The organism is Kitasatospora sp. NPDC087861, assembly GCF_044742585.1.
GTDB lineage: Bacteria > Actinomycetota > Actinomycetes > Streptomycetales > Streptomycetaceae > Kitasatospora.
Map to the genome: position 1 here is coordinate 1 of NZ_JBIUUS010000043.1, position 21,789 is coordinate 21,789.

The window sequence follows — 21,789 nt, forward strand, 5'->3', positions numbered from 1 at the left end:
GCGCCCGGGGGGCCCCGGCGGGCCCCGCGCGCGGGGGCCCCGCACACCCCGGCGGGGGCGGGGGGGGTGGGGGCGCCCCGGGGGGGCGGGGGGCGCCGGGCGGGCCCCCCCCCCCCGCCCCCACGCCTCCGGCTCGTTCCGAACACCCTCAGCTCACCCGGGACGCCCCCCGCTCGCACCGGACGCCCCGCTCACGCGGGACGTCCCCGCCTCACTCCGGCCGCCCGAGCAGCCCGGTCAGGTGCTCGGGCGTGGCCACCGGGCAGACCTTGTGCACGAAGTCCCGCCGCAGCGCGTGGTACGGCTCGCCCACCCGGTAGAAGTTGGCGTGCATCCGCCGCAGTTCCTCCGCCCGGTACTCGGCCAGCGGCTGCGCCTCCTCGTCGGCGGACCGGCGGCGCTTCTTGTCGACCAGTCGGCCGGTGAGCTCCGGCGAGGCGCCGAGCCCGGCGGCCTCCCGGGCCACCCGGCGGCGGAAGGCGGCCGCGTCCCCGCCGAAGGTGCGGTCCACCAGGCCGATCCGGCGCGCGTGTTCGGCGCCGACCGGCAGCGCCTCGGTGGTCAGCCGCTCGGCCTGCTCGGCACCGACCCGGCGCGGCAGGGTGTACGTCCAGTACTCGGAGCCGTACAGGCCCATCAGCCGGTAGTGCGGGTTGAGCACCGCCGACTCCCGGCACCACACCTCGTCGGCGGCGAGCGCCAGCATCAGGCCGCCGGCCGCCGCGTTCCCCGCCAGCGCGGCGACGGTGAGCTTGTCGGTCGTGGTGAGGATCGCGTGGACGAGGTCGTCCATCGCGTTGATGTTCTCCCAGGACTCCAGCGCCGGGAAGGCCGCGCCCTCGATGACGTTGAGGTGGATCCCGTTGGAGTAGAAGTCCCGGGGCGCCCCGAGCACCAGCACCGAGGTGGGCCGGTCGGCGGCCTGGCGGTAGGCGGCGAGCAGCCGGCGGCACTGCCCGGTGCTCATCGCCCCGCCGGCGTAGGCGAATTCGAGGTAGCCGACATCGCCGTCCTCGCGGTAGCGCAGCTCCGACCAGGTGTCCCGGCGGGCCGCCGAGGCCGGTGTCACCGGCACTTCGCGGACCCGGTGCAGCCGGTCGGCGAGCACCGTCGCGGCGGGGAGCTTGTAGGTGGCCGGCCCGCCCGGGGTGCGGCGCGGGCGCAGTTGCGGAATCCAGACCGCGCCGTCCACGGTGGCCCGGCAGATCGCGCCGTCGCGGGTGGCGAGCACGGCACCGGGCACCGGGCCGCGCAGCTCGTCCTCGGGGTGGCCGCCGTGCAGGAAGTACTCGCGCCCGAACAACTCGTCGAGCACGCCGGGTTGGGAGTCGGCGGCGCGGAGCTTGCGGAGCACGGTGGCGGTGTCGTCGGCGGCCCAGTCGATCCGGCGCGCCTCCTGCCGCAGGAGCGGGCGGAGCCTGCCGTGGACGTCCGGCCGGTCGTAGTCGAGCGGTTCGGGGGTGAACAGGCCACCCTCGTAGCGCTGGACGGCGAGCAGGACGGCCTCGACGGCGGCGTCGGCGACCTCGCCCCGGTACAGCTCGCTCTTGCCGCAGTCGGCGACGGGGAACTCGACGGACGCCCAGATGTCGCCGGCGTCCATCTCCTCGACGGCCTGCAGGACGGTCACGCCCCAGCGCTCCGCCCCCTCGGTGATCGCCCAGTCGAGCGAGGAGGGCCCGCGGTCGCCCTTGGGACCGGGGTGCACGATCAGGACGGTTCGGGTGGACCAGATGTCCTCCGGGACGGCCTTGGTGAGCATCGGGCAGATGATCAGCTCGGGGTCGGTACGGGCCACCGCCGCCCTCATCGGCTCGTCACCGAGGGCGAGTTGGACGGCGACCTGGTGGCCGCGCTCGCGCAGCTCGGTGTGGACGCGCTGGGTCAGGCTGTTGAACGCGCTGGCGATCAGGAGAATGCGCAAGGGGGCCTCCGGCAAGGAACTGGGGTCGCGCGCAGGCGATGAAACCAGGGCATGGACACGCAATGATTACGTTTTACGCCTTCCCGCCCGACCCTCACGCATCCCGCACACCTGTGTCCCCGGAGTGGCCCGCACGCGCCGGATCTCCCCAGCGTCTCCCCGGAGTTGACGTACGGCGCTCGCCTTCGTCCGCTAGGGCCCGTCCGGCAGGACCGGCCCTGGCGCGGCGGGCTACCTCGGGAACGCCCGGCGGGCCCGCCAGGTGGTGTGCTCGCGGGACACGGCGTCCTCCGCCTCGGCGGCCAGTCGGGCCCACCGCGCCTCGGCGTCCGGCGCCTTGAGGTCGAGGTCGGAGAGCTGGTTGCCGACGTTCTCCAGCTCGCGCGCGGCCAGTTGGTAGGCGGCGGCCAGCGGGCGCAGCTGCTTGAGCTGGGTCCAGGCGATGATGGCGGCGGCCGCGGCCGAGCTGGCCCCGAAGACGTGCACCTGCAGGGCGCCCGTCGCCTGGGCGATGGCCGCCGCCGCGCCGATGATGATCATCGCCGCGATGCCGAGCCCCCAGGACACCCCCTGCGTCTCGCACGCCTCGGCCCGGGCGCGGTACCAGGTGCGCTGGCCCTCGACGCGGGTGCGCAGGTAGAGCGTGCGGCGGGCGGTCAGGCTGCCGGCCCGCATCCGCCGCATCTCCGGGGTGATCTCGGGGACGGTGCCGGGCGGCACGATCTCCGGGTCCTCGAAGGCCCGCAGCACGTCCTCGACCTGGAGCAGGTAGCCGCGGTCCACGTCCGCGGACTCGGCCTCGCCGTCGAACGGCCGGGCTCGGACGGTGTACTTCCAGGCCAGCGTCTTGACCGACTCGGCCGCCGCCCGGGCCTCGTACCAGCGGCCCTGCGGGTTGCTGCGGCGCAGCCGGGACCAGAAGTAGCCGGCGATCAGGAAGGCGGCCACCGAGTACAGCGGTGTGGTGTCGAAGGCGCCGCGCTTGTCCGGCCCGGGGAACGAGCCGATCAGGGCGGCGATCACCAGCATCGCGATCAGTCCGCGGTACCAGCGCAGCGTCTCGCGCTGGCCGTCCAGCGAGGCCTTGTCCGCCGTCCAGAACAGCTCCGGCAGCAGCTTCGCCTCGTCTCCCCCGGGCGGATCCTGTTGCACCATCGGTCGAGCCTCCTCCCCGTGTCCGTCCAGGCAGTATTCCCTCCGCCAACTGCCCTACACAGACCCATTTTTGACATATTCCAGCCGACGATGACTGCCCCGCCGTCCGGAAACCGCTACAACCGGTCACATGCCGCTGCACTGGAAGCTCGTCATCGACTGCGCCGACCCGAACCGCCAGGCCGCCTTCTGGGCCGCCGCCCTCGACTACACCCTGGAGGAGCACGGCGCCCTGATCACCCGCCTGCTCGACGCCGGCGCCGTCACCCCGGACGCCGTCACCGAGGTCGACGGCCGCCCCGCCTGGCGCACCCTCGCCGCCGTCCGCCACCCCGAGGACCCGTACGACCCCGCCACCGGCACCGGCCTCGGCCGCCGCCTGCTCTTCCAGGCCGTCCCCGAGCCGAAGTCCGACAAGAACCGCCTCCACCTCGACGTGCACCCGGGCCCGGGCGAGCGGGAGTCGACCGTCACCCGCCTCCAGACCCTCGGCGCCACCCTCCTGCGCGACGTCAAGGAGCCGGGCGGCGCGTGGACGATCATGGCCGACCCCGAGGGCAACGAGTTCTGCGTCCACTGACCGGCGGCCGGAAAACGACGGCGGCCCCGCGCTCCGAGGAGGAGTGCGGGGCCGCCGTCGTGGCCGGGCCGGGGGTCAGAGCAGACCGAGGGCCGGCATCAGGTAGTAGAAGGCGAACACCGCCGCCACCGCGTACAGCGGGACCGGCACGCTGCGCCCGCGCCCGGCGGCCAGCCGCAGGATGCAGAAGGCGATGAAGCCGAAGCCGATGCCGTTGGTGATGCTGTAGGTGAACGGCATCATCACGATGGTCAGGAAGGCCGGGATCGCGATGGTGTGGTCCGCCCAGTCGATCTCCTTGATCGAGCCGGCCAGGATCAGGAAGCCGACGGTGACCAGGGCCGGGGTGGCCGCCTGGGCCGGGACCATGGTGGCGAGCGGGGTGAGGAAGAGCGCCACCACGAAGAGCAGGCCGGTGACGATCGAGGCGAAGCCGGTACGGGCGCCCTCGCCGACGCCGGCGGTCGACTCGACGAAGCAGGTGTTCGCGGAGGCGGAGGTGGCGCCGCCGGCCGCGGTGGCGATGCCGTCGACCATCAGGATCTTGTTGATGCCGGGCAGGTCGCCCTTCTCGTCCAGCAGGTGCGCCTCGTCGGCGACGCCGAGGATGGTGCCCATCGCGTCGAAGAAGCAGGACATCAGCACGGTGAAGACGAACAGCACGCCGGTCAGCACGCCGACCTTCTCGAAGCCGCCGAACAGGCTGACCTTGCCGACCAGGCCGAAGTCCGGGGCGGCGACCGGGTTGCCCGGCCAGACCGGGACGGTCAGGCCCCACTTGAGCGCCGGGATGTCGACGAACTTGTCGACCAGCACGGCGAGCGCGGTGCTGGCCGCGATGCTGATCAGGATCGCCCCGGGCACCTTGCGGATCACCAGGACCAGGGTGAGCACCAGGCCGAACACGAAGATCAGCACCGGCCAGCCGAGCAGGTGCCCGCTGCCGCCGAGCTGCAGCGGGACGGTGGTGTGCGCGGCGTCCGGCATGCGGCTGACGAAGCCGGAGTCGACCAGGCCGACGAGGCAGATGAACAGGCCGATCCCGATCGCGATGGCCTTGCGCAGGCCGAGCGGCACGGCGCTCATGACCCGCTCGCGCAGGCCGGTGGCGACCAGCAGCATGATCGCGAAGCCGGCCAGCACGACCATGCCCATGGCGTCCGGCCAGGTCATCTTGGGGGCGAGCTGGAGCGCCACGATGGTGTTGACGCCGAGGCCCGCGGCCAGGCCGATCGGCACGTTGCCGATGACGCCCATCAGCAGGGTGGTGAGACCGGCGGTGAGGGCGGTGGCGGTGACCAGCTGGGCGCTGTCCAGGTGGGCCCCGGTCAGGTCCGTGCCGCTGGCCAGGATGATCGGGTTCAGCACCAGGATGTAGGCCATGGTGAAGAAGGTGGCGATGCCGCCGCGGATCTCGCGCGGCAGGCTGGAGCCACGCTCGCTGATCCGGAAGTAGCGGTCCAGGGCACCGGAGGGGGGCTCGGGTGCGCTGGAGGCGGGTTCGGGCGACTCGGTGGTCGGCTGGACCACAGGCATGCGTGCGTCCTCTGTGGGGGAGCTGAGGAGGGGACGCCCAGGGCTACGGTGGCCGGGCGGGGGGTTTTCAGTATGGTTTCCCGATCGCACACGCGCTATCTTCGCGCGTAGAACCCCGTGGGCCCCTGCGGGCCACCCGCCGCACCGTACGCTAGGCCCCATGCCCAAGACCCCGCTGCACCCCTCGCCCCCTCCGCTGGAGGCCAACGACGTCGCCATCGTCGGCGGCGGCACGGTGCTGTGGTTCGTCGCCTTTCTGGCCCTGCTCCCCTTCCAGGGCACCCTCTCCGACCACGGCCACGGCACCTGGCCGTGGATCTGCCTCTCCGGCGGCCTACTCGGCCTGATCGGCCTCTGGTACTGCCGCGCCCGGCGGGACGCCATCGCCCGCGACCGCGCCGCCGAGGCCGCGAACCGGACGACCGACGACGCGCAGCGGGCACCCGGCGACGACGGCCAGGGCCCGGCCACCCGGTCGGACTGAATAGTCCTTTAGTAGCACGCATCGGACATAAGGCGCCCGTAGAGTCGGTGCCATGACGCAGCCTGCCCACCCCGCGGAAGAGCAGCCCGGCGACGGCGACCGCCCCGAAGGTGCGCACCCCCTCGGGCTGCTGCCCGGCCGACGCGGCGGGCTGACCGCCGCCGAGGTGGCCGAGCGGGTCGCGAACGGGCAGGTCAACGACGTCCCGGTACGGTCCAGCCGCTCCGCCAAGGAGATCGTCCGGGCCAACGTCTTCACCCGCTTCAACGCGATCATCGGCGTGATGTTCGGGATCATCCTGATCGTCGGCCCGATCCAGGACGGCCTGTTCGGCCTGGTCATCGTCGCCAACACCGCGATCGGCATCATCCAGGAGCTGCGCGCCAAGAAGACCCTGGACAGCCTGGCCCTGATCGGCGAGGCCCGCCCGCAGGTCCGCCGGGACGGCAGCGTCGAGGCGATCGCCGTCGCTGAGATCGTGCTGGACGACACGGTGCTGCTCGGCATCGGCGACAAGGTGATCGTCGACGGCGAGGTCACCGAGGCGGACGGCCTGGAGATCGACGAGTCTCTGCTCACCGGCGAGCCCGACCCCGTCCTCAAGCAGCCCGGCGACCAGGTGATGTCCGGCAGCTTCGTGGTGGCCGGCGCGGGCGCGTTCACCGCCACCAGGGTCGGCCGCGAGGCGTACGCGGCGCAGCTCGCCGAGGAGGCCAGCCGGTTCACCCTGGTGAAGTCGGAGCTGCGCAGCGGCATCAACAGCATCCTGCGCTTCATCACCTACCTGCTGATCCCCACCGCCCTCGGCCTGATCATCAGCCAGCTGGCCGTCGAGGGCCGCGACTGGCGCGAGGCCGTGCGCCGCATGGTGGCCGGCATCGTGCCGATGGTCCCCGAGGGGCTGGTCCTGCTGACCTCGGTCGCCTTCGCGATCGGCGTGATCCGGCTGGGCCGCAAGCAGTGCCTGGTCCAGGAGCTCCCGGCGATCGAGGGCCTGGCCCGGGTCGACACCGTCTGCCTGGACAAGACCGGCACCCTCACCGAGGGCGGCATGGACGTCGTCGACCTGCGCGTCCTGTCCGACGGGGAGCCCGGCGCCGTCACCCCGGACACCATCAGGCACGCGCTCGGCGTGATGGCCGGCGCCGACGCCCGCCCCAACCCCTCCATACAGGCCGTCATCGCCGCGTACGGCGACGGCTCCCCGGGCGACGGCTCCACCGGCGACGGGAGCAGCCCCGGGGGCGGCGCCGGCGGCAACGGCTGGCGGGTGATCGAGGCGATGCCCTTCTCCTCCGCCCGCAAGTGGAGCGGCGTGCAGCTGCTGGAGCCGCAGGGCGGCGAGGCCAGCTGGCTGCTCGGCGCCCCCGACGTGCTGCTGCCGGCCGGGCACCCGGCGCTCGCCGAGGTCGACGAGCTGGGCGCCAAGGGCCTGCGGGTGCTGCTGCTCGGCCGCACCCCCGTCCCGCTGGACTCCCCCGACCCGGCGGCCGGGCTCACCCCGCTCGCCCTGGTGGTGCTCCAGCAACGGCTGCGCCACGACGCCGCCGAGACCCTGCGCTACTTCGAGGGCCAGCAGGTGCAGGCCAAGGTCATCTCCGGCGACGCCGCGGTCTCGGTCGGCGCGGTCGCCGGCCACCTCGGCCTGCCCGGCGCCGACCACCCGCTGGACGCCCGGACCCTGCCCGCCGAACCGGACGCCCTCGCCGACACGGCCGAGCGGACCACCGTCTTCGGCCGGGTCACCCCGCAGCAGAAGCGCCAGCTGGTCGCCGCCCTGCAGTCCCGCGGGCACACCGTGGCGATGACCGGCGACGGCGTCAACGACGTGCTCGCGCTCAAGGACGCCGACATCGGCGTGGCGATGGGCACCGGCAGCGACGCCACCAAGGCGGTCGCCCAGATCGTGCTGCTGAACGACTCCTTCGCCACCCTGCCCTCGGTGGTCGCCGAGGGCCGCCGGGTGATCGGCAACATCGAACGGGTCGCCGGGTTGTTCCTGGTGAAAACGGTCTACTCGGTTCTGCTCGCGCTGCTGGTGATCTTCACCCACTCGCCGTACCCGTTCCTGCCCCGGCACTCCACCGTGCTCTCCACCCTCACCATCGGCGTGCCGGCCTTCTTCCTCGCCCTCGCCCCCAACAACGAGCGGGCCCGCACCGGCTTCGTGAAGCGCGTCCTGCGGCTCGCCGTCCCGGGCGGCGTCATCGCCGGCACGGGGACGTTCGTGGCCTACGCACTGGCCCGCGCCGACCACGTCACCGACCTCAAGGCCGACACCAGCGTGGCCACCCTGACGCTCTTCCTGATCGCCATCTGGGTGCTCGCCATCGTCGCCCGCCCGTACAACTGGTGGCGCCTGCTGCTGATCGGCACCATGGGCGGCGCCTTCGCCCTGGTCCTGCTGGTGCCCTGGCTGTCGGACTTCTTCCAGCTCCGCCTGGTCGGCATCCGCGATCCCTGGGTCGGCGTCGGCATCGCGGTGATCTGCGGTCTGGCCCTGGAGGTCGCCTGGCGCTTCATGAAGCGCCGCGGGATGGAGTGAGGCCCTGGCACCCCCGGCCCGCAGGCTGGATGATGGACCCCGAGAGGGGGTGCCGACATGGCCCGCACGGGTGGGGAAGCCGAGCGCGAGACCGGACAGGTGGAGGCGTTCGCCGCCTTCCTGGCCGGCCTGCTGGCGGCCGGGCTGACGGTCCTGGCCCTGGTGGGCGGCCGCTGGCTGATGACCGCCGACGGGATGACCGCCCTGGCGCTGCCGCGGACGCCGACGGCCCTGAAGGCCCTGGTGGCGGCCGTCTGGCTGGCCACCACCGTCGGCGTCTACCTGCGGCTCAAGCACCGTGGGCGGGACCGCTGAGGGCTCAGCCCTCGAAGTCCCGCGCCGCGGACAGCTCGTAGGCCCGGTCCGGCTCGCTGAGCGCGGCCAGCACCTCGAACCGCCGGTGCCACTGCCCGACCGACCAAGCGAGCCCGGCCGCCAGGCCCTCCGGAGTGGCGGCGTGCAGCAGCCCGGGCACCGGCGGGAGCTCGAACTCGTCGTCCTCGTCGGCGGCTTCGGCCGCGTCCGGGTCGTAGGGCGCCTCCGGGGCGTCCGCCTCGACGTCCCACCGCCAGTCCACCGCGGCCTCGCCGCCGTCCGGACCGACCACGAGCAGCTCCTCGTGCTCCTCGTAGGCGACCGGGCAGCCGGGCAGCAGCTCCCTGACCACCGCGGGGACCCGGTGCAGCACGCCCTCGGAGAGCACCCGCCCGCCGGCCACCTCGCTGGCGAGCGAGACGTGCAGCCGCTCGGCGAGGTCGGCGGCGAGCGCCGGGGCGACCGGCAGCAGCGGGTACGGGTGCAACAGCTGGACCAGGTCGGGGGCGTCGGCGACGACCGCCTCGGTGGCGTCGACGATCACCGTGTGGGCCGGCCGGCGGCCGGTGTCCGGGTCGAGCGGAGGCAGCGCCCGCACCACGTCGAGCGGATCGATCCGCTCGATCTGGACCCGGGCCAACGCGCTGTGGACGCCGTGCAGTTGGCGGTGGCCGATCGCGGAGGCCGGGTCGGTGAGCCGGTCCAGCACCTCGTCCGGGCCGTGCGGTTCGGCGAGCAGCGCGGCCAGCGTGGTGCGCACCCCGAGCGCGTGCAGGAACTGCTCGTCCAGGGTCGTCCGGGCCTCGTCGTAGAGGCCGCGCAGCAGCGGGTCGGCCCCGGCGGCGCGCAGCCCGGCGGGCTCGCGGCCGTCCAGCACCGGGTGGTCGCGCAGCCACCAGGCGGTGTACGGCGGCAGGTCGGCGTAGGAGCCGTCCGGCAGCAGGGTGCGGACGGGGTTGACCACGGCGTCCCGGTACGGCGGGCGGGCGAGCGCGGCCAGCGCCTCCGGCCAGGCGTCGTCGTCGACCAGGTCGAGGTCGCGGACGGCCAGCAGTTCGGCGGCCACCGGCGGGACGCCCGAAACGTCGTCGGCGTGCAGGGTTTCGAGCGCGTCCTCGGCCCATTCGGCGAGGCCGTCGGGCGCCTCGTCGAGCAGGCCGGTGGGCAGGCCGCCGGCCGCGCGGTCGGCGGGCGCGGTGGGGTCGAGCCGCTCCAGGTCGTCCGGGTCGAGCACCACGTCCTCGGCGCGGACGAGGACGAAGTCGGCGAGCACGCCGACGGCGGTGAGCACGTCGGGGCCCCAGCGCTCCAGCAGTTCGTCGTCCACCCAGCCGGCGTCCTCCTCGCGGGCGAGGGCCGCCAGCGGGCTGCCGGGGAGCAGGAGTTCGCCGGCGCGGGCGGGCTCGCCCTCGTCGTCGAGCAGGGCCAGCCGGGCCAGCCACGGGTGCTCGCCGACGGCCGGGGCGGCGGCCTTGACCAACGCCAGGACGGCATCGCCCAGTTCGAGCGCGGCGTCCGGGTCGTCCTCGGCCACCTCGTAGGAGCGGGCGACGGCGGCCCGCACCTCGGGGGTGTCGAGCACCCCGGCCGGGGTGGCGGTGCCGGCGCCGAGCTTGGCGAGCAGCGGGTGGGCGGCCTCGGGGTGGGCGAGCCGCAGGTCGAGGGCGGCGAGCGCGTCGGCCAGCGACTCGGGGTAGCCGGGGAAGGCCGCCCAGTCGGCGTCCTCGGAGGGCAGCAGGACGCGCCGGGGCCCGGTGACGGTCCGGCCGTCGGCGAGCGGGACGGGCAACGCGCCGAGCGCCTCCGGGTCGGCGGCGCCGAGCGCCGCGTACAGGTTGCGCCACCAGGCGGGTTCCCGGTCGAGGCCGCCGAGCTGGTCGACGACCTCGGCCAGCGGCACCCGGCGCACGTTCAGCACCCGCAGCTCGGTGCGGCGTTCCAGGCCGGCCGGCAGCAGCCCGGGGAAGATCGGCGCGAGCGCCTCGACCACCGAGCCGTCGGCGCCCTCCAGCAGGGTGGCGTCCCGGGGCCGCAGCGCGGGCGTGCCCTCCTCGACCGGCGCCGGGTGCGGCAGGAACGGCGTGCCGGGCAGCCGGGAGAGCACGGCCGCGCGCAGGGCGTTGTCGAGCGCGCCCTGGCCGAGCGGCCCGGGGACGAGCCCGAGCGAGCCGAGGTCGGCGCCGCGGGCCCGCAGCAGGTCGGCGTAGCTGTCGGCGGCGCGCTCGGTGAGGAAGTCGGCGAGCGGGCCGGGGGCGACGTGCCGGCGGGTGGAGTCCAGCGGGTAGGAGGCGATGAGCAGCGCGGGCAGCCCGATCGGCTCGTCGCTGGGGGTGGGCGCGTGCAGCACGGGGGCGATGCCGGGCGGCTGCGGGGCGCCGTCGGCGGCGACCGGGACGGCCCAGGTGACGGTCCAGTACGGGCGGGCGCGCTCCTCGGTGGGGCGGTCGGCGAGCAGGTCGGCGTCCAGGGTGCCGGTGGCACCCGCGGTCTGCCAGACGGTCCGCCGCGGCTGCCCGTCCGCGTCGTCGGTGACGGCGACCTCGGTGACGCCGTCCGGGCGGGGCTCGGCGGCGGCGCGGGTGAGCGTCCGGGTGCCCTCCGGGGTCTCCACCACGACCTCGGCGAGGCCGGGCAGGGTGAGCAGCAGCGCGTCGTCGATGCCGGCCAGCAGACGGCGGGTCAGGTCCTCGGCGGCGGCGTCCCGCAGCGGCAGCACGACCACCGTGTCGTAACCGGCGGGGGCCGGGCCCTCGGCGGCGAACGGCAGCCGCAGCAGCGGCACGTGGCCGTCCCGGCGGCGCAGTTCCTCGGCCAGCGCGGGCTGCGCGGCGGCCAGCGAGCGGGCCTCGCCGAGTGACCAGCGCACCCCGCCGGTGGCGCCGAGCACGGCGGGCTCGTCGGTGACGGCGAGGACGGCGGCGAAGCCGACGCCGAACCGGCCGACGGCGGGCGTCTCGCCGCGCTTGGAGGAGGCGCGCAGGGTGGACAGCGACTCGACGGCGGCCGCGTCCAACGGGGCGCCGGTGTTGGCGGCGGCGAGGACGCCGTCGGCGAGGGTGAGCCGCAGCCGCCCGGGCCCGTGGCCGGCCCGGACCGCCGCGTCGGCCGCGTTCTGCGCCAACTCGACGACCAGGCGGTCGCGGTAGCCGCCGAGCGCGAGTTCCTCCTCGGCGTTGGCGTCCTCCCGGAACCGGGCCGGCGAGGCGGCCCAGGCGTCGAGCACCCGCCGGCGCAGCGCGGCGCTCCCGAAGGGGTCCGCGAGGTGCTCGTCCGTGCCGCTGCCGATGATCCGAGGTTCCACTGGACCTGCCGCCTTCCGCCGCCCTGTACTTCGTACGGTGGGCATTCTCCCCCGCCCCGGCCGCTGCTCCGGACCGCGCCCCCGTCCTGGGGTCCGTCTGCACGAACGCCGCGGCCCGCTCCACCGGTTCGGTGGAGCGGGCCCCGGGCCCGAACGATCAGGAGTGGCCGAGCTCCTCGGCCGGGGCGTCCGGCTCGACCGAGCCGGAGGTGCGGTCGGGGTGCAGCTGCAGCGGCTCGACCACCAGCTCGTCCAGGATCAGCTCGGACGGCGCCGGCGGGGCCGGGATGACGGCCGCCTCGGAGTGCCCCCCGCAGCCGTACGCGAAGGAGACGATCTGCCCGTCCGCCGGGCCGAACTCGTTGCCGCACACGCCGAAGGCCTGCCCGAGCGAGCCGCCGATCGGGATCAGGAAGCCGCAGCTGCCGCACGCGGCGGGCGCGGCCTGCGCCATCGGGGTCTGCGGGCCGTGGGACTTCTCCCAGCGGTCGGCGGCCAGGTGCAGGCCGAGCCTGGAGAGCACCCGGCTGCGGCCCATGCCGAGTTCCTCGGCGACGGCGTTGATCTGGGCGCGGGCCGGGGCGGGCTGGACGCCCGGGTCGGAGACGACCACGTCCTCCTCGGCGGCGAGGGCGACCGCGGAGTTCGGGGCGAGCTCGTCGTCGCCGCTCCAGCCGGGCTCCAGGCGCTCGTCGTCGGCGCCGGTGGGCAGCAGGTCACCGGGGCCCATGTCGCCGGGGCGCAGCCGCTCGCTCCACGGCACCCACTCGGGGGCGAGGACGGCGTCGGGGCCGGGCAGCAGGACGACCTCGTCGAGGGTGACGTTCTTGGCGCGCGGGGCGCGGGCGACGGTGACCGCCCAGTGCCAGCCGCGGTAGGCGGCGTCCAGGCACTCGAAGGTGTGGGTGACGACGCGGTCGGCGTCCGCCTGGGCACCGAGATGTGGACCGACGGTCTCCGGCCCGACGGCCTCCTCGGCCGCTTTCCGGGCGAGTTCGACGGCCTCGGCACAGAGCCGATCAGGGGTACGGCTTCGCATCGCAGCACTCACGGCGTCGATTCTCTCCCAGTTCTTCTGTCGCCCACGGCGTGTTGCCTGTTCCGTCGCGGATCGGTAGTCCCTTGTCCATTCTGCGCGACCGGGGGCCGTCGCGGATACCGGCCGCGCCGCTCGTCCGGACCTGCCCGGCGCCCCGGCGCTCGGCGCACGGCCTCCGGGCAGGCTACCCGCCGGTCGGCGCCCCAGCACAGTCCGGGGCGGCAGCAGCCGTTCCAGGGCCGCGCCGAGCGGGGTCGAATCCCGCGTCACTGTGGCGATTCTGGGGCAGGATGGGCATGTGGCGGACGAGAACCCGTCGCAGCACGCACTGCGCCCCTCGCAGGCCGGCAGCCCCGACGAGGCGGATGCCGCGCCGCGACAGCAGTCTCCGGTCCCCGCTGCGGGCGAACCGCAGCCGGTGGGCGATCCCGGGCCGCCCGCCTCCCCGGTGAGCCTCATGAAAGCCGACCCCGAACCCGGCCTCCTGGACGAGGACGACGAGGACCTCGCCGAGGAGCCCCCCGAGCCGAGCCGCAACCTCCTGGTCCGCACCGCCTCCGCCGCCGGCGCCCGGACCGGCCGGGTGGTGCACGGCACCGGCCGCCGGATCCGCAAGGCCACCTCCGCGGAGGGCGCGGGCGAGTCCGGCCTGGCGAAGCTGATCGAGCTGCACGCGCTGAACTCCTTCGGCGACATGCTGATCACCATCGCGCTGGCCTCGACCATCTTCTTCTCCGTGCCCACCGGCGAGGCCCGCGGCCGGGTGTCGCTCTACCTGCTGATCACGATGGCCCCGTTCGCCCTCCTGGCCCCGGTCATCGGCCCGCTGCTGGACCGCCTGCCGCACGGCCGCCGGGCGGCGATGGCGATGTCGATGCTGGCCCGGGCAGTGCTGGCCTGGACGATGGCCGGGGTGATCGCGGGCGGCGGCCTGGCGCTCTACCCGGAGGCGCTGGGCGTGCTGGTGGCGTCCAAGGCGTACGGGGTGGTGCGCAGCGTGGTGGTGCCGCGGCTGCTGCCGAGCCGGCTGTCGCTGGTGAAGGCGAACTCGCGGGTCACCCTGGCCGGGCTGCTGGCCACCGGGGTGGCGGCCGGGGTGGGCGGCCTGCTGCACCTGATCGGGCCGGGCTGGCCGCTGCGCGGCGCGTTCCTGGTCTTCGTGATCGGCACCCTGATGGCCTTCCACCTGCCGCACGCGGTGGACTCCGCGAAGGGCGAGCAGCGGGCCGTCCTGCACGCCGAGGTGTACGGCGGGCCGGCGCGGGAGGGCACCAGGGCGCCGAAGGCCTCGCTGCGCACGGTCGGCCCGTCGGTGATCCTGGCGCTGCGGGCGATGTCGGCGCTGCGCTGGCTGGTCGGCTTCCTGGTGATGTTCCTGGCGTTCCTGCTGCGGGACGAGCCGATCGGGGGCCTGCGGCCGACGCTGGCGCTGGGCCTGGTGGCGCTGGCGGCGGGGACGGGCAACGCGCTGGGATCGGTGCTGGGCTCCTGGCTGCGCACCCGGGGCCCGGAGGCGACGGTCACCGCGATGCTGCTGCTGGCGACGGGCGTGACGGCGGCCGCGGCGCTCTGGTACGGCGTGGTGACGGTGGTCCTGGTCGCGGGCGTGGCCGGGGTGGCGGCCTCGCTGGGCAAGCTGGCGCTGGACGCGCTGATCCAGCGGGACGTCCCGGAGGCGGTGCGGACGTCGGCGTTCGCCCGCTCCGAGACGCTGCTCCAGCTGTCCTGGGTGGCCGGCGGCGCGGTCGGCATCCTGCTGCCGCTGAACGGGGTGCTGGGGCTGTCGGTGGCCGCCGCGGTGGTGGGCCTGATGCTGCTGTGGACGGTCCGCACGCTGTTCCGGGTGGGTTGGCGGCGGCGCACGGCGGCGCCCCGGGTGGCGTGAGCGGGCGACGGGCAACACGCGGTGGCCGACCCCCGCGTAGCGTGATCGGCGAAGCCCGGTAGATTCTGACGCATGAGCCTCAATACCCGTGCCATCGCCGCCCTCGGCGCCGTCGTCGTGGTCGGTGTCGCCACGGTCGGCACGTCCGTCGCCATCGCGAGCGGCCAGACCGAGCACAGCTCCCACCGGGCGACCCTCACGGTCGGCAACTCCTCGATCGTCGCGGACCCGCTGTGCTTCAACGGCGGCAGCCCGATCACCGAGGACCTGCAGCAGGAGTGCCAGGACAAGGCCACCCAGGCCCTCAAGGACGGCACCCTGCCGACCTCGGACGTCGTGGTGAGCGACCAGGTCGGCGTCGGCGTCAGCCCGAACGTGGCCGACAAGGGCTGGTGGGCCTTCACCAACGGCGGCTCGCAGGGCCAGGGCGGGCGCTACAGCCTGTTCTCCTACGCCAAGGGCCCGAGCTACTCCGGCTCCCAGTCGGCGAGCAAGCTGCTGAACGCCTCCGGCAAGACCCTGCTCACCGTGGTCGAGGGCGACAAGAACTCGGACAACCCGGTCGCCGTCTGGTACTTCCAGCTGAACACCCAGGACAACTGACGGTCCTGCGATGACCGCGCACGCCGTCTCCGACGGGCGGAACGAGCCGTCGGGCCCCGACCGGGCCCGACTGCTCGTCGTCGTCGCGGTGCCCGCCGAGGCCCAGGCGGTCCTGCGCGGCCTGCCGGGCCCGGCCGCCGTGCTGCCGCTGCCCGGCGGTGAGCTGCACCGCGCCGAGCACGTCCCGGTGGACGTCCTGGCGGGCGGGGTCGGCCCGGCCGCCGCGGCGGCCGCCACCTCCGCCGCGCTCGGCGCGTCGGGGGCCCGGGGAGAGCGCTACGGCCTGGTCGTCTCGGCCGGGATCGCCGGCGGGTTCGCCCCGCACGCCCCGGTCGGCGCCACCGTGCTGGCCGACGCGATCGTCACCGCCGACCTCGGCGCCGAGACCCCGGAGGGCTTCGCCGACGTCACCGAGCTGGGCTTCGGCACCGTCCGGCACACCCCGCCCCCGGCCGCCGTCGCCCTGGCCGCCGAGGCCGTGGGGGCCGTCACCGGCCCGGTGCTGACCGTCTCCACCGTCACCGGCAGCGCCGAGCGGGCCGCCGCACTGGCCGCCCGCCACCCGGGCGCGCTGGCCGAGGCGATGGAGGGCTTCGGCGTGGCCGAGGCCGCCGCCCGGTACGGCGTGCCGGTGCTGGAACTGCGGACCGTCTCCAACCCGGTGGGCCCGCGCGACCGGGCCGCCTGGCGGATCGGCGAGGCACTGACCGCCCTGGCGCGGGCCTTCGCCGCGCTGCCCGTCCCCGAACTGATCGAGGAGGCCGGCCGTGGCTGAACGGCTGAGCATCGCGTACTCGCCCTGCCCGAACGACACCTTCGTCTTCCACGCCTGGGCGCACGGCCTGGTGCCCGGGGCGGACGCCCCCGAGGTGACCTTCGCGGACATCGACGTCACCAACGGCCTGGCCGAGCGCGGCGAGCTGGACGTCCTGAAGATCAGCTACGGCGCGCTGCCCTGGGTCCTGGACGAGTACACCCTGCTGCCCTGCGGCGGCGCGCTCGGGCGCGGCTGCGGCCCGCTGGTGCTCACCCGGCCCGGCACGGAGGCCCCCGCGGACCTCACCGGGAAGACGGTCGCGGTGCCGTCCGAGCGCTCCACCGCCTACCTGCTGTTCCGGCTCTGGGCGGCGAAGGCGGTGCCGGGCGGCTTCGGCGAGATCGTCGTGCTGCCGTTCCACGAGATCATGCCCGCCGTGCGGGACGGCCGGGTGGACGCCGGCCTGGTGATCCACGAGGCCCGGTTCACCTACCGGCAGTACGGCCTGCACAGCCTGGCCGACATGGGCGAGGCCTGGGAGCGCGAGACCGGCCTGCCGATCCCGCTCGGCGCGATCGTCGCCCGGCGTTCGCTCGGCGCCGAACGGCTGCGCGCGCTGACCGACGCCGTCCGCGCCTCCGTCCGGCAGGCCTGGGCGGACCCCGCGGCCAGCCGGGAGTACGTGCTGGCGCACGCCCAGGAGATGGACCCCGCCGTCGCGGACCAGCACATCGGCCTGTACGTGAACGAGTTCACCGCGGACCTCGGCGAGGAGGGCTACGCGGCCGTGCGCGCGCTGCTCACCCGGGCCGCCGCGGAGGGGCTGGTGCCCCCGCTCGACCCGGGTGCGCTCGACTTCTAGACCCTTCCGGACCCTTCCTGACCTCAGATGTCGAACTGGTCGGCCACCGCGCGCAGCAGGCCGGCCAGCTTCTGACCGGTCGCCTTGGCCGGGTAGCGGCCGTGCTGGAGGCCCGGCAGCACCGCGTCCAGCGTGGTGATCAGGTCCTGGACGATCGGCGCCATGTCGTCGGCGCTCTTGCGCTGGGCGGCGGCCACCGACGGCAGTGTGTCCAGCAGCTGCACGGCCATCGCCTGGTCGCCGCGGTGGCCGGCGACCACGCCGAACTCGACCCGCTGGCCCGGCTTCAGCACGGTGACACCGGCGGGCAGCGCCTTGGTGTGGACGAAGACGTCGCCGCCGTCGTCGCGCGACAGGAAGCCGAAGCCCTTCGTCTCGTTGAACCACTTGACCTGGCCGGTGGGCATCTCGAACAGTCCTCGAATGGGTGTGAGGGATCCCGGCCCTGGCCGGGGATCACTGGGTGGTGGGAAAGGCGGCCGACCTCGGCTCGGCGCCCGCGGGCGCTCATGGTCAGCACGCTGCCAGGAGCAGACTAACGGTCCGTCACTGCCTCATCCGCGTTCCGCGAAAGATCCGCGTTCCAGGGCCCGTTGGGGGCGGTACGGGCGCGGCGTTCTCGCGGTCCGGAGCGACCCGGTACTGGCACGACCGGGGCGCGACTCGGCGCGGTCCATCGGCTCACACCCCCGGGTCTGAGGACACGGGGCGCACCTGTCGCACCCCTCGGCACCCCCTGCATACCCCCGCCCAGCAGGGATCAAAACGTTCAGCTTCCGAGAAACTGCGCAACGTGACCGAACCGCTCCGGTGACGGGGCCCGGCGGCCGCTCTGCCAGACTGGGGGGACCGCCGGACAGCCCCGAGGAGCGAGCAGTCGTGAGCAGCCAGAGCGCCGATCCCGGCGACGTGTACGTCAAGGCCGGAACGGTCGTCTTCGGTCTGGGCGCGCTCGCCACCCTGGTGACCTTCGTCCCGCTGTTCCTGCACCTGACGCCGCTGCCGACGGCCGCGTACTGGCTGAGCATGCTGATGCCGGCGGGCTTCCTGGCCGCGCTGGTCGGGCTGCTGCGCAACGCCCGGGCCCAGCGCCGCCGGGTGGAGGCCCAGCCCTAGGGCCTGGGCTCAGCCCGCCAGGTGGACGGCGAGCCAGGCCGGGAACTCGGTGAGGTCCGCGAGCACCACGTCGGCCCCGGCCGCGCGCAGCTCGTCCGCGTCGTACGGGCCGGTGGCCACGCCCACGGCGACGGCGTCCGCGTGCCGGGCGCCCCGGATGTCGCCGAGGTGGTCGCCGACGTAGACGCTCGCGCCGTGCTCGCGCAGCGCTTCGCCCTTGGTCTCCGCCCACAGGTCGCCGACCAGCGCGTCCGCGTGCAGCCCGGCGTGCTCCAGGTGGAGGCGGGCGTTCGGCTCGTACTTGCCGGTGATCACCGCGACCCGGCCGCCGTGGCTGCGGACGGCCTCGATGGCGGCGTGCGCGCCGGGGAGGGGGACGGTCGGGGCGAAGGCGTGGGCGCGGTAGAGCTCGCGGTAGCGGGTGGCGACCCTCTCCACCTCGTCCTCCGGGAACCAGTTGCGGATCTCGTCCAGCAGCGGCGGGCCGAGCCGGGTGACGACCAGGTCGACGTCGATGTGGGCGCCGGTCTCGGCCGAGAGCGCCAGATAGGTGGCGCGGATACCCGGCCGGGTGTCCAGCAGCGTCATGTCCAGGTCGAAGCCGACGGTGAGCGGGGCGAAGGAGGTCGCGGGCATACCGCCAGGTTATCCAACGAGCGGTACGGGCACCGGGGTAATTTGCCCCGGCTTCCGGCGGGAACTTAGGTTGACCTGAGTTGTCTGCGGAGAGGGCTCATGACCGACACCACCGCGCCGCCCGGCGCGAGACGGACACCGCGCCACCGAATAGCGTGGCTCGCCGCCGCACTGGCCGTGCTGGCCGTCGCGGTGCTGCTGAGCCTGGCGGTCGGCAGCCGCACCATCCCCTTCGGCGACACCCTGAACGCCCTGCTGCACGGCGGCGACAGCGCCAACGCCGTCGTCGTCCGCGAGCTGCGGGTGCCGCGCACCGTCGTCGGGCTGGCCGTCGGCGCGGCCCTCGGCGTCGCCGGCGCCGTCATGCAGGGCCTCACCCGCAACCCGATCGCCGACCCCGGCATCCTCGGCGTCTCGCAGGGCGCGGCGGCCGGCGTGGTCGTCGCGATCTCCGGCTTCGGCATCTCCACCCTGACCGGCTACGTCTGGTTCGGCTTCGTGGGCGCCGTGATCGCCACCGTGCTCGTGTACGGCCTCGCCGGGCGCGGCCGGGGCGGGGCCACGCCGATCAAGCTGGCGCTGGCCGGCTCGGCGATGTCCGCGTTCATCGCCTCGCTCAACACCCTGGTGCTGACGACCGACACGGCCACCATGGACCAGTTCCGCTTCTGGCACGTCGGCTCGCTCTCCGGCCGGACCTCGGACGTGGCCTGGCAGCTGCTGCCGTTCCTCGCGGTCGGCACGGTGCTGGTGGTCGCGGTGGCGCGCGGCCTGGACGCGCTCGCGCTCGGCGAGGACACCGCCAAGGGCCTCGGCGCCAAGACCGGCCTGGTCCGGGCCGTCGGCGCGCTCGGCGCGACGGTGCTGACCGGCTCGGCCGTCGCGGCCGCCGGGCCGATCGCCTTCGTCGGCCTCGCCGTCCCGCACGCGGCGCGGGCCGTCGCGGGGGCGGACCACCGCTGGATCCTCGCTTTCTCCGCCGTCCTCGGCCCGGCCCTGCTGCTGCTCGCCGACACCCTCGGGCGGGTCCTCTTCCCGCCCTCGGAGGTCCCGGCGGGCGTGATGACCGCGCTCGTCGGCGTCCCGGTGCTGGTCGCCTTGGTCCGCCGCCGGAAGGTGGTCGCGGCATGAGTGAGCTCGTCGTCGAGCGGGGCGCCGTCTCCCTGCGCGGGTACACCGTGCTGCGGGCCGGGCGGGCGTCCGTGCTGCTGCACCGTCGGTCGGCCGCGGTGGTGCTGGGCCTGCTGGTCGCGCTGGCCGGGACGGTCGTCGCCTCGCTGTGCCTGGGCGAGTCGGCCGTGTCTCCGGTCGAGGTGGTGAAGGTGGTGCTGGGGCAGCCCAGTCCGCACGAGCTGGTGGTCGGCGAGTTCCGGCTGCCCCGGGTGGTCGTGGGCCTGCTGGTCGGGACGGCGCTGGGGCTGGCCGGCGCGCTGATCCAGACCGTCGCCCGCAATCCGCTGGCCAGCCCCGACGTGGTGGGCGTGACCTGGGGCGCGACCGCCACCGTCGTCGGCCTGACGGCGTACGGCGTGGTCGGCTCGACCGGTCAGGCGCCGTACGCGGCGGTGGCGGGCGGGCTGGTGGCCGGGCTGCTGGTGTACGCGCTGGCGTGGCGGCGCGGCCTGCACGCGCAGCGCTTCGTACTGATCGGGATCGGGATCAGCGTGGCCCTGTCCTCGCTCACCTCCGTGTTCCTGACCAAGGGCGACGGCTTCCAGGCGCAGGCCGCGAAGGTCTGGATGACGGGCAGCCTGAACGGCGCCGGCTACGACCAGGCCGGCTGGCTGGCCTGGGTGCTGCTGGCCGCCGTGCCCGTCGTCCTGTGGGCGGCGCGGGCGCAGCGCTCGATCTCCTTCGACGACGCGACGGCCGTCGGCCTGGGCCTGCGGCTGGACCGGATCCGGCTGGGCACGGCGCTGCTGGGCATCGTGCTGGCCTCGTGCGCGGCGGGCGCCGCCGGGCCGGTGGACTTCGTGGCGCTGATGGCCCCGCAGATCGCGCTGCGGCTGGCCCGCTCGGCGCAGGTCCCGTTGTTCTGCTCGGCGCTGACGGGCGCGCTGGTGGTCGTGCTGGCCGATCTGATCGCCCGGCGGCTGCTGGCGCCGACCGAACTGCCGGTGGGCGTGGTGACCGGCATGGTCGGCGCGCCGTACTTGATGTGGCTGCTGATTCGTTCCCGTCGTGGAGGTTCCTGATGTCCGCACACCGGATGTCCGCACACCGGCTGGAGGCCCGGGGCCTCACCCTGGCCTACGAGGCGCGCACGGTCGTCGAGGGCCTGGACGTCGGCATCCCGGACGGGCGGGTGACGGTGATCGTCGGCCCGAACGCCTGCGGCAAGTCGACGCTGCTGCGGGCGCTGGGCCGCCTGCTGAAGCCGGTCCGGGGCGCGGTGCTGCTGGACGGCGAGGAGCTGGCGCGGATCCCGACGAAGCGGATCGCCCAGCGGCTGGGCCTGCTGCCGCAGTCACCGACGGCCCCGGAGGGCATCTCGGTGGCGGACCTGGTCTCGCGGGGCCGCCAGCCGCACCAGAGCTGGTGGCAGCAGTGGTCACCGGAGGACGAGAAGGCCGTCGCGGAGGCGCTGGAGCGGACGTCCACGGCGGAGCTGGCCGAGCGCAGCATGGACGAGCTGTCGGGCGGCCAGCGCCAGCGCGCGTGGATCGCGATGGCACTGGCGCAGGGCACCGACATCCTGCTGCTGGACGAGCCGACCACGTACCTGGACATCGCGCACCAGGTGGAGGTGCTGGACCTGGTCCGGCGGCTGAACGTCGAGCGCGGCCGGACGGTGGTGGCGGTGCTGCACGACCTCAACCAGGCGGCGCGGTACGCGGACCACCTGGTGGCCATGCGGGACGGCCGGGTGGTGGCGCAGGGCCCGCCGGAGGAGGTCGTGACGGCGGAGCTGGTGCGGGAGGTGTTCGGGCTGGAGTCGGTGGTGGTGCCGGATCCGGTGACGGGCACGCCGTTGGTCGTTCCGGGCGCTCCGTGGGCGGCGGTCGTGGACGCCTGACGGCGATTCCGGCACCAAACCGGACATAATCGACG

General features: G+C 74.7%; 19 protein-coding genes. 12 read left to right on the top strand and 7 right to left on the bottom strand.

Going from position 1 to position 21,789, the window contains the following annotated elements:
- Nucleotides 1–211: 211 nt before the first annotated feature.
- Together ACIOJE_RS35820 and ACIOJE_RS35825 are read right to left on the bottom strand one after the other, a co-directional pair.
- Entirely contained in the window at nt 212–1,924 is a 1,713-nt protein-coding gene (locus ACIOJE_RS35820; protein ID WP_400782216.1) for a hydrogenase maturation protein, read from the bottom strand.
- A 231-nt stretch (nt 1,925–2,155) separates the two neighbouring features.
- On the bottom strand, nt 2,156–3,079 hold the full coding sequence (locus tag ACIOJE_RS35825) for a DUF4231 domain-containing protein (RefSeq protein ID WP_280678735.1): 924 nt from the start codon (nt 3,077–3,079) through the stop codon (nt 2,156–2,158).
- Between the two features lie 130 nt (nt 3,080–3,209).
- Here ACIOJE_RS35825 and ACIOJE_RS35830 point away from each other — a divergent pair, with 130 nt between their 5' ends.
- Nucleotides 3,210–3,659, top strand: a complete 450-nt coding sequence (locus ACIOJE_RS35830) for a VOC family protein (RefSeq protein ID WP_400782219.1) — start codon at nt 3,210–3,212, stop codon at nt 3,657–3,659.
- A gap of 75 nt (nt 3,660–3,734) precedes the next feature.
- Here the strand turns inward: ACIOJE_RS35830 and ACIOJE_RS35835 are convergent, their stop codons facing one another.
- Complete coding sequence (locus ACIOJE_RS35835; RefSeq protein ID WP_280678737.1) at nt 3,735–5,195, bottom strand: NCS2 family permease; 1,461 nt, start codon at nt 5,193–5,195, stop codon at nt 3,735–3,737.
- A 160-nt stretch (nt 5,196–5,355) separates the two neighbouring features.
- Between ACIOJE_RS35835 and ACIOJE_RS35840 the strand changes: the two genes are divergently transcribed.
- Genes ACIOJE_RS35840 through ACIOJE_RS35850 form a run of 3 tightly spaced genes read left to right on the top strand, consistent with a single transcriptional unit; the run spans nt 5,356 to nt 8,539 of the window.
- Entirely contained in the window at nt 5,356–5,679 is a 324-nt protein-coding gene (locus ACIOJE_RS35840) for a DUF2530 domain-containing protein (RefSeq protein WP_400782222.1), read from the top strand.
- 52 nt (nt 5,680–5,731) lie between these two features.
- Nucleotides 5,732–8,224, top strand: a complete 2,493-nt coding sequence (locus tag ACIOJE_RS35845) for an HAD-IC family P-type ATPase (protein ID WP_400782224.1) — start codon at nt 5,732–5,734, stop codon at nt 8,222–8,224.
- A gap of 57 nt (nt 8,225–8,281) precedes the next feature.
- Nucleotides 8,282–8,539, top strand: a complete 258-nt coding sequence (locus ACIOJE_RS35850) for a hypothetical protein (RefSeq protein WP_400782227.1) — start codon at nt 8,282–8,284, stop codon at nt 8,537–8,539.
- A 4-nt stretch (nt 8,540–8,543) separates the two neighbouring features.
- Here the strand turns inward: ACIOJE_RS35850 and ACIOJE_RS35855 are convergent, their stop codons facing one another.
- Both ACIOJE_RS35855 and ACIOJE_RS35860 read right to left on the bottom strand, forming a co-directional pair.
- The gene (locus ACIOJE_RS35855) at nt 8,544–11,840 is read right to left on the bottom strand and encodes a sacsin N-terminal ATP-binding-like domain-containing protein (RefSeq protein ID WP_400782229.1); all 3,297 of its coding nucleotides are present in this window, start codon (nt 11,838–11,840) and stop codon (nt 8,544–8,546) included.
- Nucleotides 11,841–11,997: 157 nt separating this feature from the next.
- Entirely contained in the window at nt 11,998–12,879 is an 882-nt protein-coding gene (locus ACIOJE_RS35860; protein WP_280678860.1) for a DUF3027 domain-containing protein, read from the bottom strand.
- A 457-nt stretch (nt 12,880–13,336) separates the two neighbouring features.
- Between ACIOJE_RS35860 and ACIOJE_RS35865 the strand changes: the two genes are divergently transcribed.
- The 4 genes from ACIOJE_RS35865 (at nt 13,337) to ACIOJE_RS35880 (ending at nt 16,986) form a co-directional block, all read left to right on the top strand.
- On the top strand, nt 13,337–14,764 hold the full coding sequence (locus ACIOJE_RS35865; RefSeq protein WP_400782289.1) for an MFS transporter: 1,428 nt from the start codon (nt 13,337–13,339) through the stop codon (nt 14,762–14,764).
- A gap of 72 nt (nt 14,765–14,836) precedes the next feature.
- Nucleotides 14,837–15,367, top strand: a complete 531-nt coding sequence (locus tag ACIOJE_RS35870; protein WP_280678748.1) for a hypothetical protein — start codon at nt 14,837–14,839, stop codon at nt 15,365–15,367.
- A gap of 10 nt (nt 15,368–15,377) precedes the next feature.
- Nucleotides 15,378–16,142 (top strand): futalosine hydrolase, encoded by a 765-nt coding sequence (locus ACIOJE_RS35875; RefSeq protein WP_400782232.1) that lies wholly within the window; start codon nt 15,378–15,380, stop codon nt 16,140–16,142.
- On the top strand, nt 16,135–16,986 hold the full coding sequence (locus ACIOJE_RS35880) for a 1,4-dihydroxy-6-naphthoate synthase (protein WP_280678752.1): 852 nt from the start codon (nt 16,135–16,137) through the stop codon (nt 16,984–16,986). The genes ACIOJE_RS35875 and ACIOJE_RS35880 overlap by 8 nt, the downstream gene beginning before the upstream one ends.
- 23 nt (nt 16,987–17,009) lie before the next feature.
- On the opposite strand, the gene ACIOJE_RS35885 is transcribed toward ACIOJE_RS35880, so the two are convergent.
- Nucleotides 17,010–17,393 (bottom strand): cold-shock protein, encoded by a 384-nt coding sequence (locus ACIOJE_RS35885; RefSeq protein ID WP_400782235.1) that lies wholly within the window; start codon nt 17,391–17,393, stop codon nt 17,010–17,012.
- A gap of 472 nt (nt 17,394–17,865) precedes the next feature.
- On the opposite strand from ACIOJE_RS35885, the gene ACIOJE_RS35890 reads away from it, so the two are divergent.
- On the top strand, nt 17,866–18,102 hold the full coding sequence (locus ACIOJE_RS35890) for a hypothetical protein (RefSeq protein WP_400782237.1): 237 nt from the start codon (nt 17,866–17,868) through the stop codon (nt 18,100–18,102).
- Between the two features lie 9 nt (nt 18,103–18,111).
- Here ACIOJE_RS35890 and ACIOJE_RS35895 read toward each other — a convergent pair whose 3' ends face one another.
- Nucleotides 18,112–18,738, bottom strand: coding sequence for an HAD family hydrolase (locus ACIOJE_RS35895; protein ID WP_280678758.1), 627 nt, complete (start codon nt 18,736–18,738; stop codon nt 18,112–18,114).
- 99 nt (nt 18,739–18,837) lie between these two features.
- Between ACIOJE_RS35895 and ACIOJE_RS35900 the strand changes: the two genes are divergently transcribed.
- Genes ACIOJE_RS35900 through ACIOJE_RS35910 form a run of 3 tightly spaced genes read left to right on the top strand, consistent with a single transcriptional unit; the run spans nt 18,838 to nt 21,754 of the window.
- The gene (locus tag ACIOJE_RS35900) at nt 18,838–19,869 is read left to right on the top strand and encodes a FecCD family ABC transporter permease (RefSeq protein WP_400782241.1); all 1,032 of its coding nucleotides are present in this window, start codon (nt 18,838–18,840) and stop codon (nt 19,867–19,869) included.
- On the top strand, nt 19,866–20,933 hold the full coding sequence (locus ACIOJE_RS35905) for a FecCD family ABC transporter permease (protein WP_400782244.1): 1,068 nt from the start codon (nt 19,866–19,868) through the stop codon (nt 20,931–20,933). The genes ACIOJE_RS35900 and ACIOJE_RS35905 overlap by 4 nt, the downstream gene beginning before the upstream one ends.
- On the top strand, nt 20,933–21,754 hold the full coding sequence (locus ACIOJE_RS35910) for an ABC transporter ATP-binding protein (protein ID WP_400782246.1): 822 nt from the start codon (nt 20,933–20,935) through the stop codon (nt 21,752–21,754). Before ACIOJE_RS35905 ends, ACIOJE_RS35910 begins: the two co-directional genes overlap by 1 nt.
- Nucleotides 21,755–21,789 lie beyond the last annotated feature (35 nt).

Excerpts from the sequence above, each read along its gene's own strand:
- ACIOJE_RS35875 (WP_400782232.1), top strand. The coding sequence starts at position 15,378 with ATGACCGCGCACGCCGTCTCCGACGGGCGGAACGAGCCGTCGGGCCCC.
- ACIOJE_RS35865 (WP_400782289.1), top strand. The coding sequence starts at position 13,337 with ATGAAAGCCGACCCCGAACCCGGCCTCCTGGACGAGGACGACGAGGAC.
- ACIOJE_RS35835 (WP_280678737.1), bottom strand. The coding sequence starts at position 5,195 with ATGCCTGTGGTCCAGCCGACCACCGAGTCGCCCGAACCCGCCTCCAGC.
- ACIOJE_RS35845 (WP_400782224.1), top strand. The coding sequence starts at position 5,732 with ATGACGCAGCCTGCCCACCCCGCGGAAGAGCAGCCCGGCGACGGCGAC.
- ACIOJE_RS35830 (WP_400782219.1), top strand. The coding sequence starts at position 3,210 with ATGCCGCTGCACTGGAAGCTCGTCATCGACTGCGCCGACCCGAACCGC.
- ACIOJE_RS35870 (WP_280678748.1), top strand. The coding sequence starts at position 14,837 with ATGAGCCTCAATACCCGTGCCATCGCCGCCCTCGGCGCCGTCGTCGTG.
- ACIOJE_RS35895 (WP_280678758.1), bottom strand. The coding sequence starts at position 18,738 with ATGCCCGCGACCTCCTTCGCCCCGCTCACCGTCGGCTTCGACCTGGAC.
- ACIOJE_RS35860 (WP_280678860.1), bottom strand. The coding sequence starts at position 12,879 with ATGCGAAGCCGTACCCCTGATCGGCTCTGTGCCGAGGCCGTCGAACTC.
- ACIOJE_RS35905 (WP_400782244.1), top strand. The coding sequence starts at position 19,866 with ATGAGTGAGCTCGTCGTCGAGCGGGGCGCCGTCTCCCTGCGCGGGTAC.
- ACIOJE_RS35900 (WP_400782241.1), top strand. The coding sequence starts at position 18,838 with ATGACCGACACCACCGCGCCGCCCGGCGCGAGACGGACACCGCGCCAC.
- ACIOJE_RS35840 (WP_400782222.1), top strand. The coding sequence starts at position 5,356 with ATGCCCAAGACCCCGCTGCACCCCTCGCCCCCTCCGCTGGAGGCCAAC.
- ACIOJE_RS35825 (WP_280678735.1), bottom strand. The coding sequence starts at position 3,079 with ATGGTGCAACAGGATCCGCCCGGGGGAGACGAGGCGAAGCTGCTGCCG.
- ACIOJE_RS35910 (WP_400782246.1), top strand. The coding sequence starts at position 20,933 with ATGTCCGCACACCGGATGTCCGCACACCGGCTGGAGGCCCGGGGCCTC.
- ACIOJE_RS35885 (WP_400782235.1), bottom strand. The coding sequence starts at position 17,393 with ATGCCCACCGGCCAGGTCAAGTGGTTCAACGAGACGAAGGGCTTCGGC.
- ACIOJE_RS35850 (WP_400782227.1), top strand. The coding sequence starts at position 8,282 with ATGGCCCGCACGGGTGGGGAAGCCGAGCGCGAGACCGGACAGGTGGAG.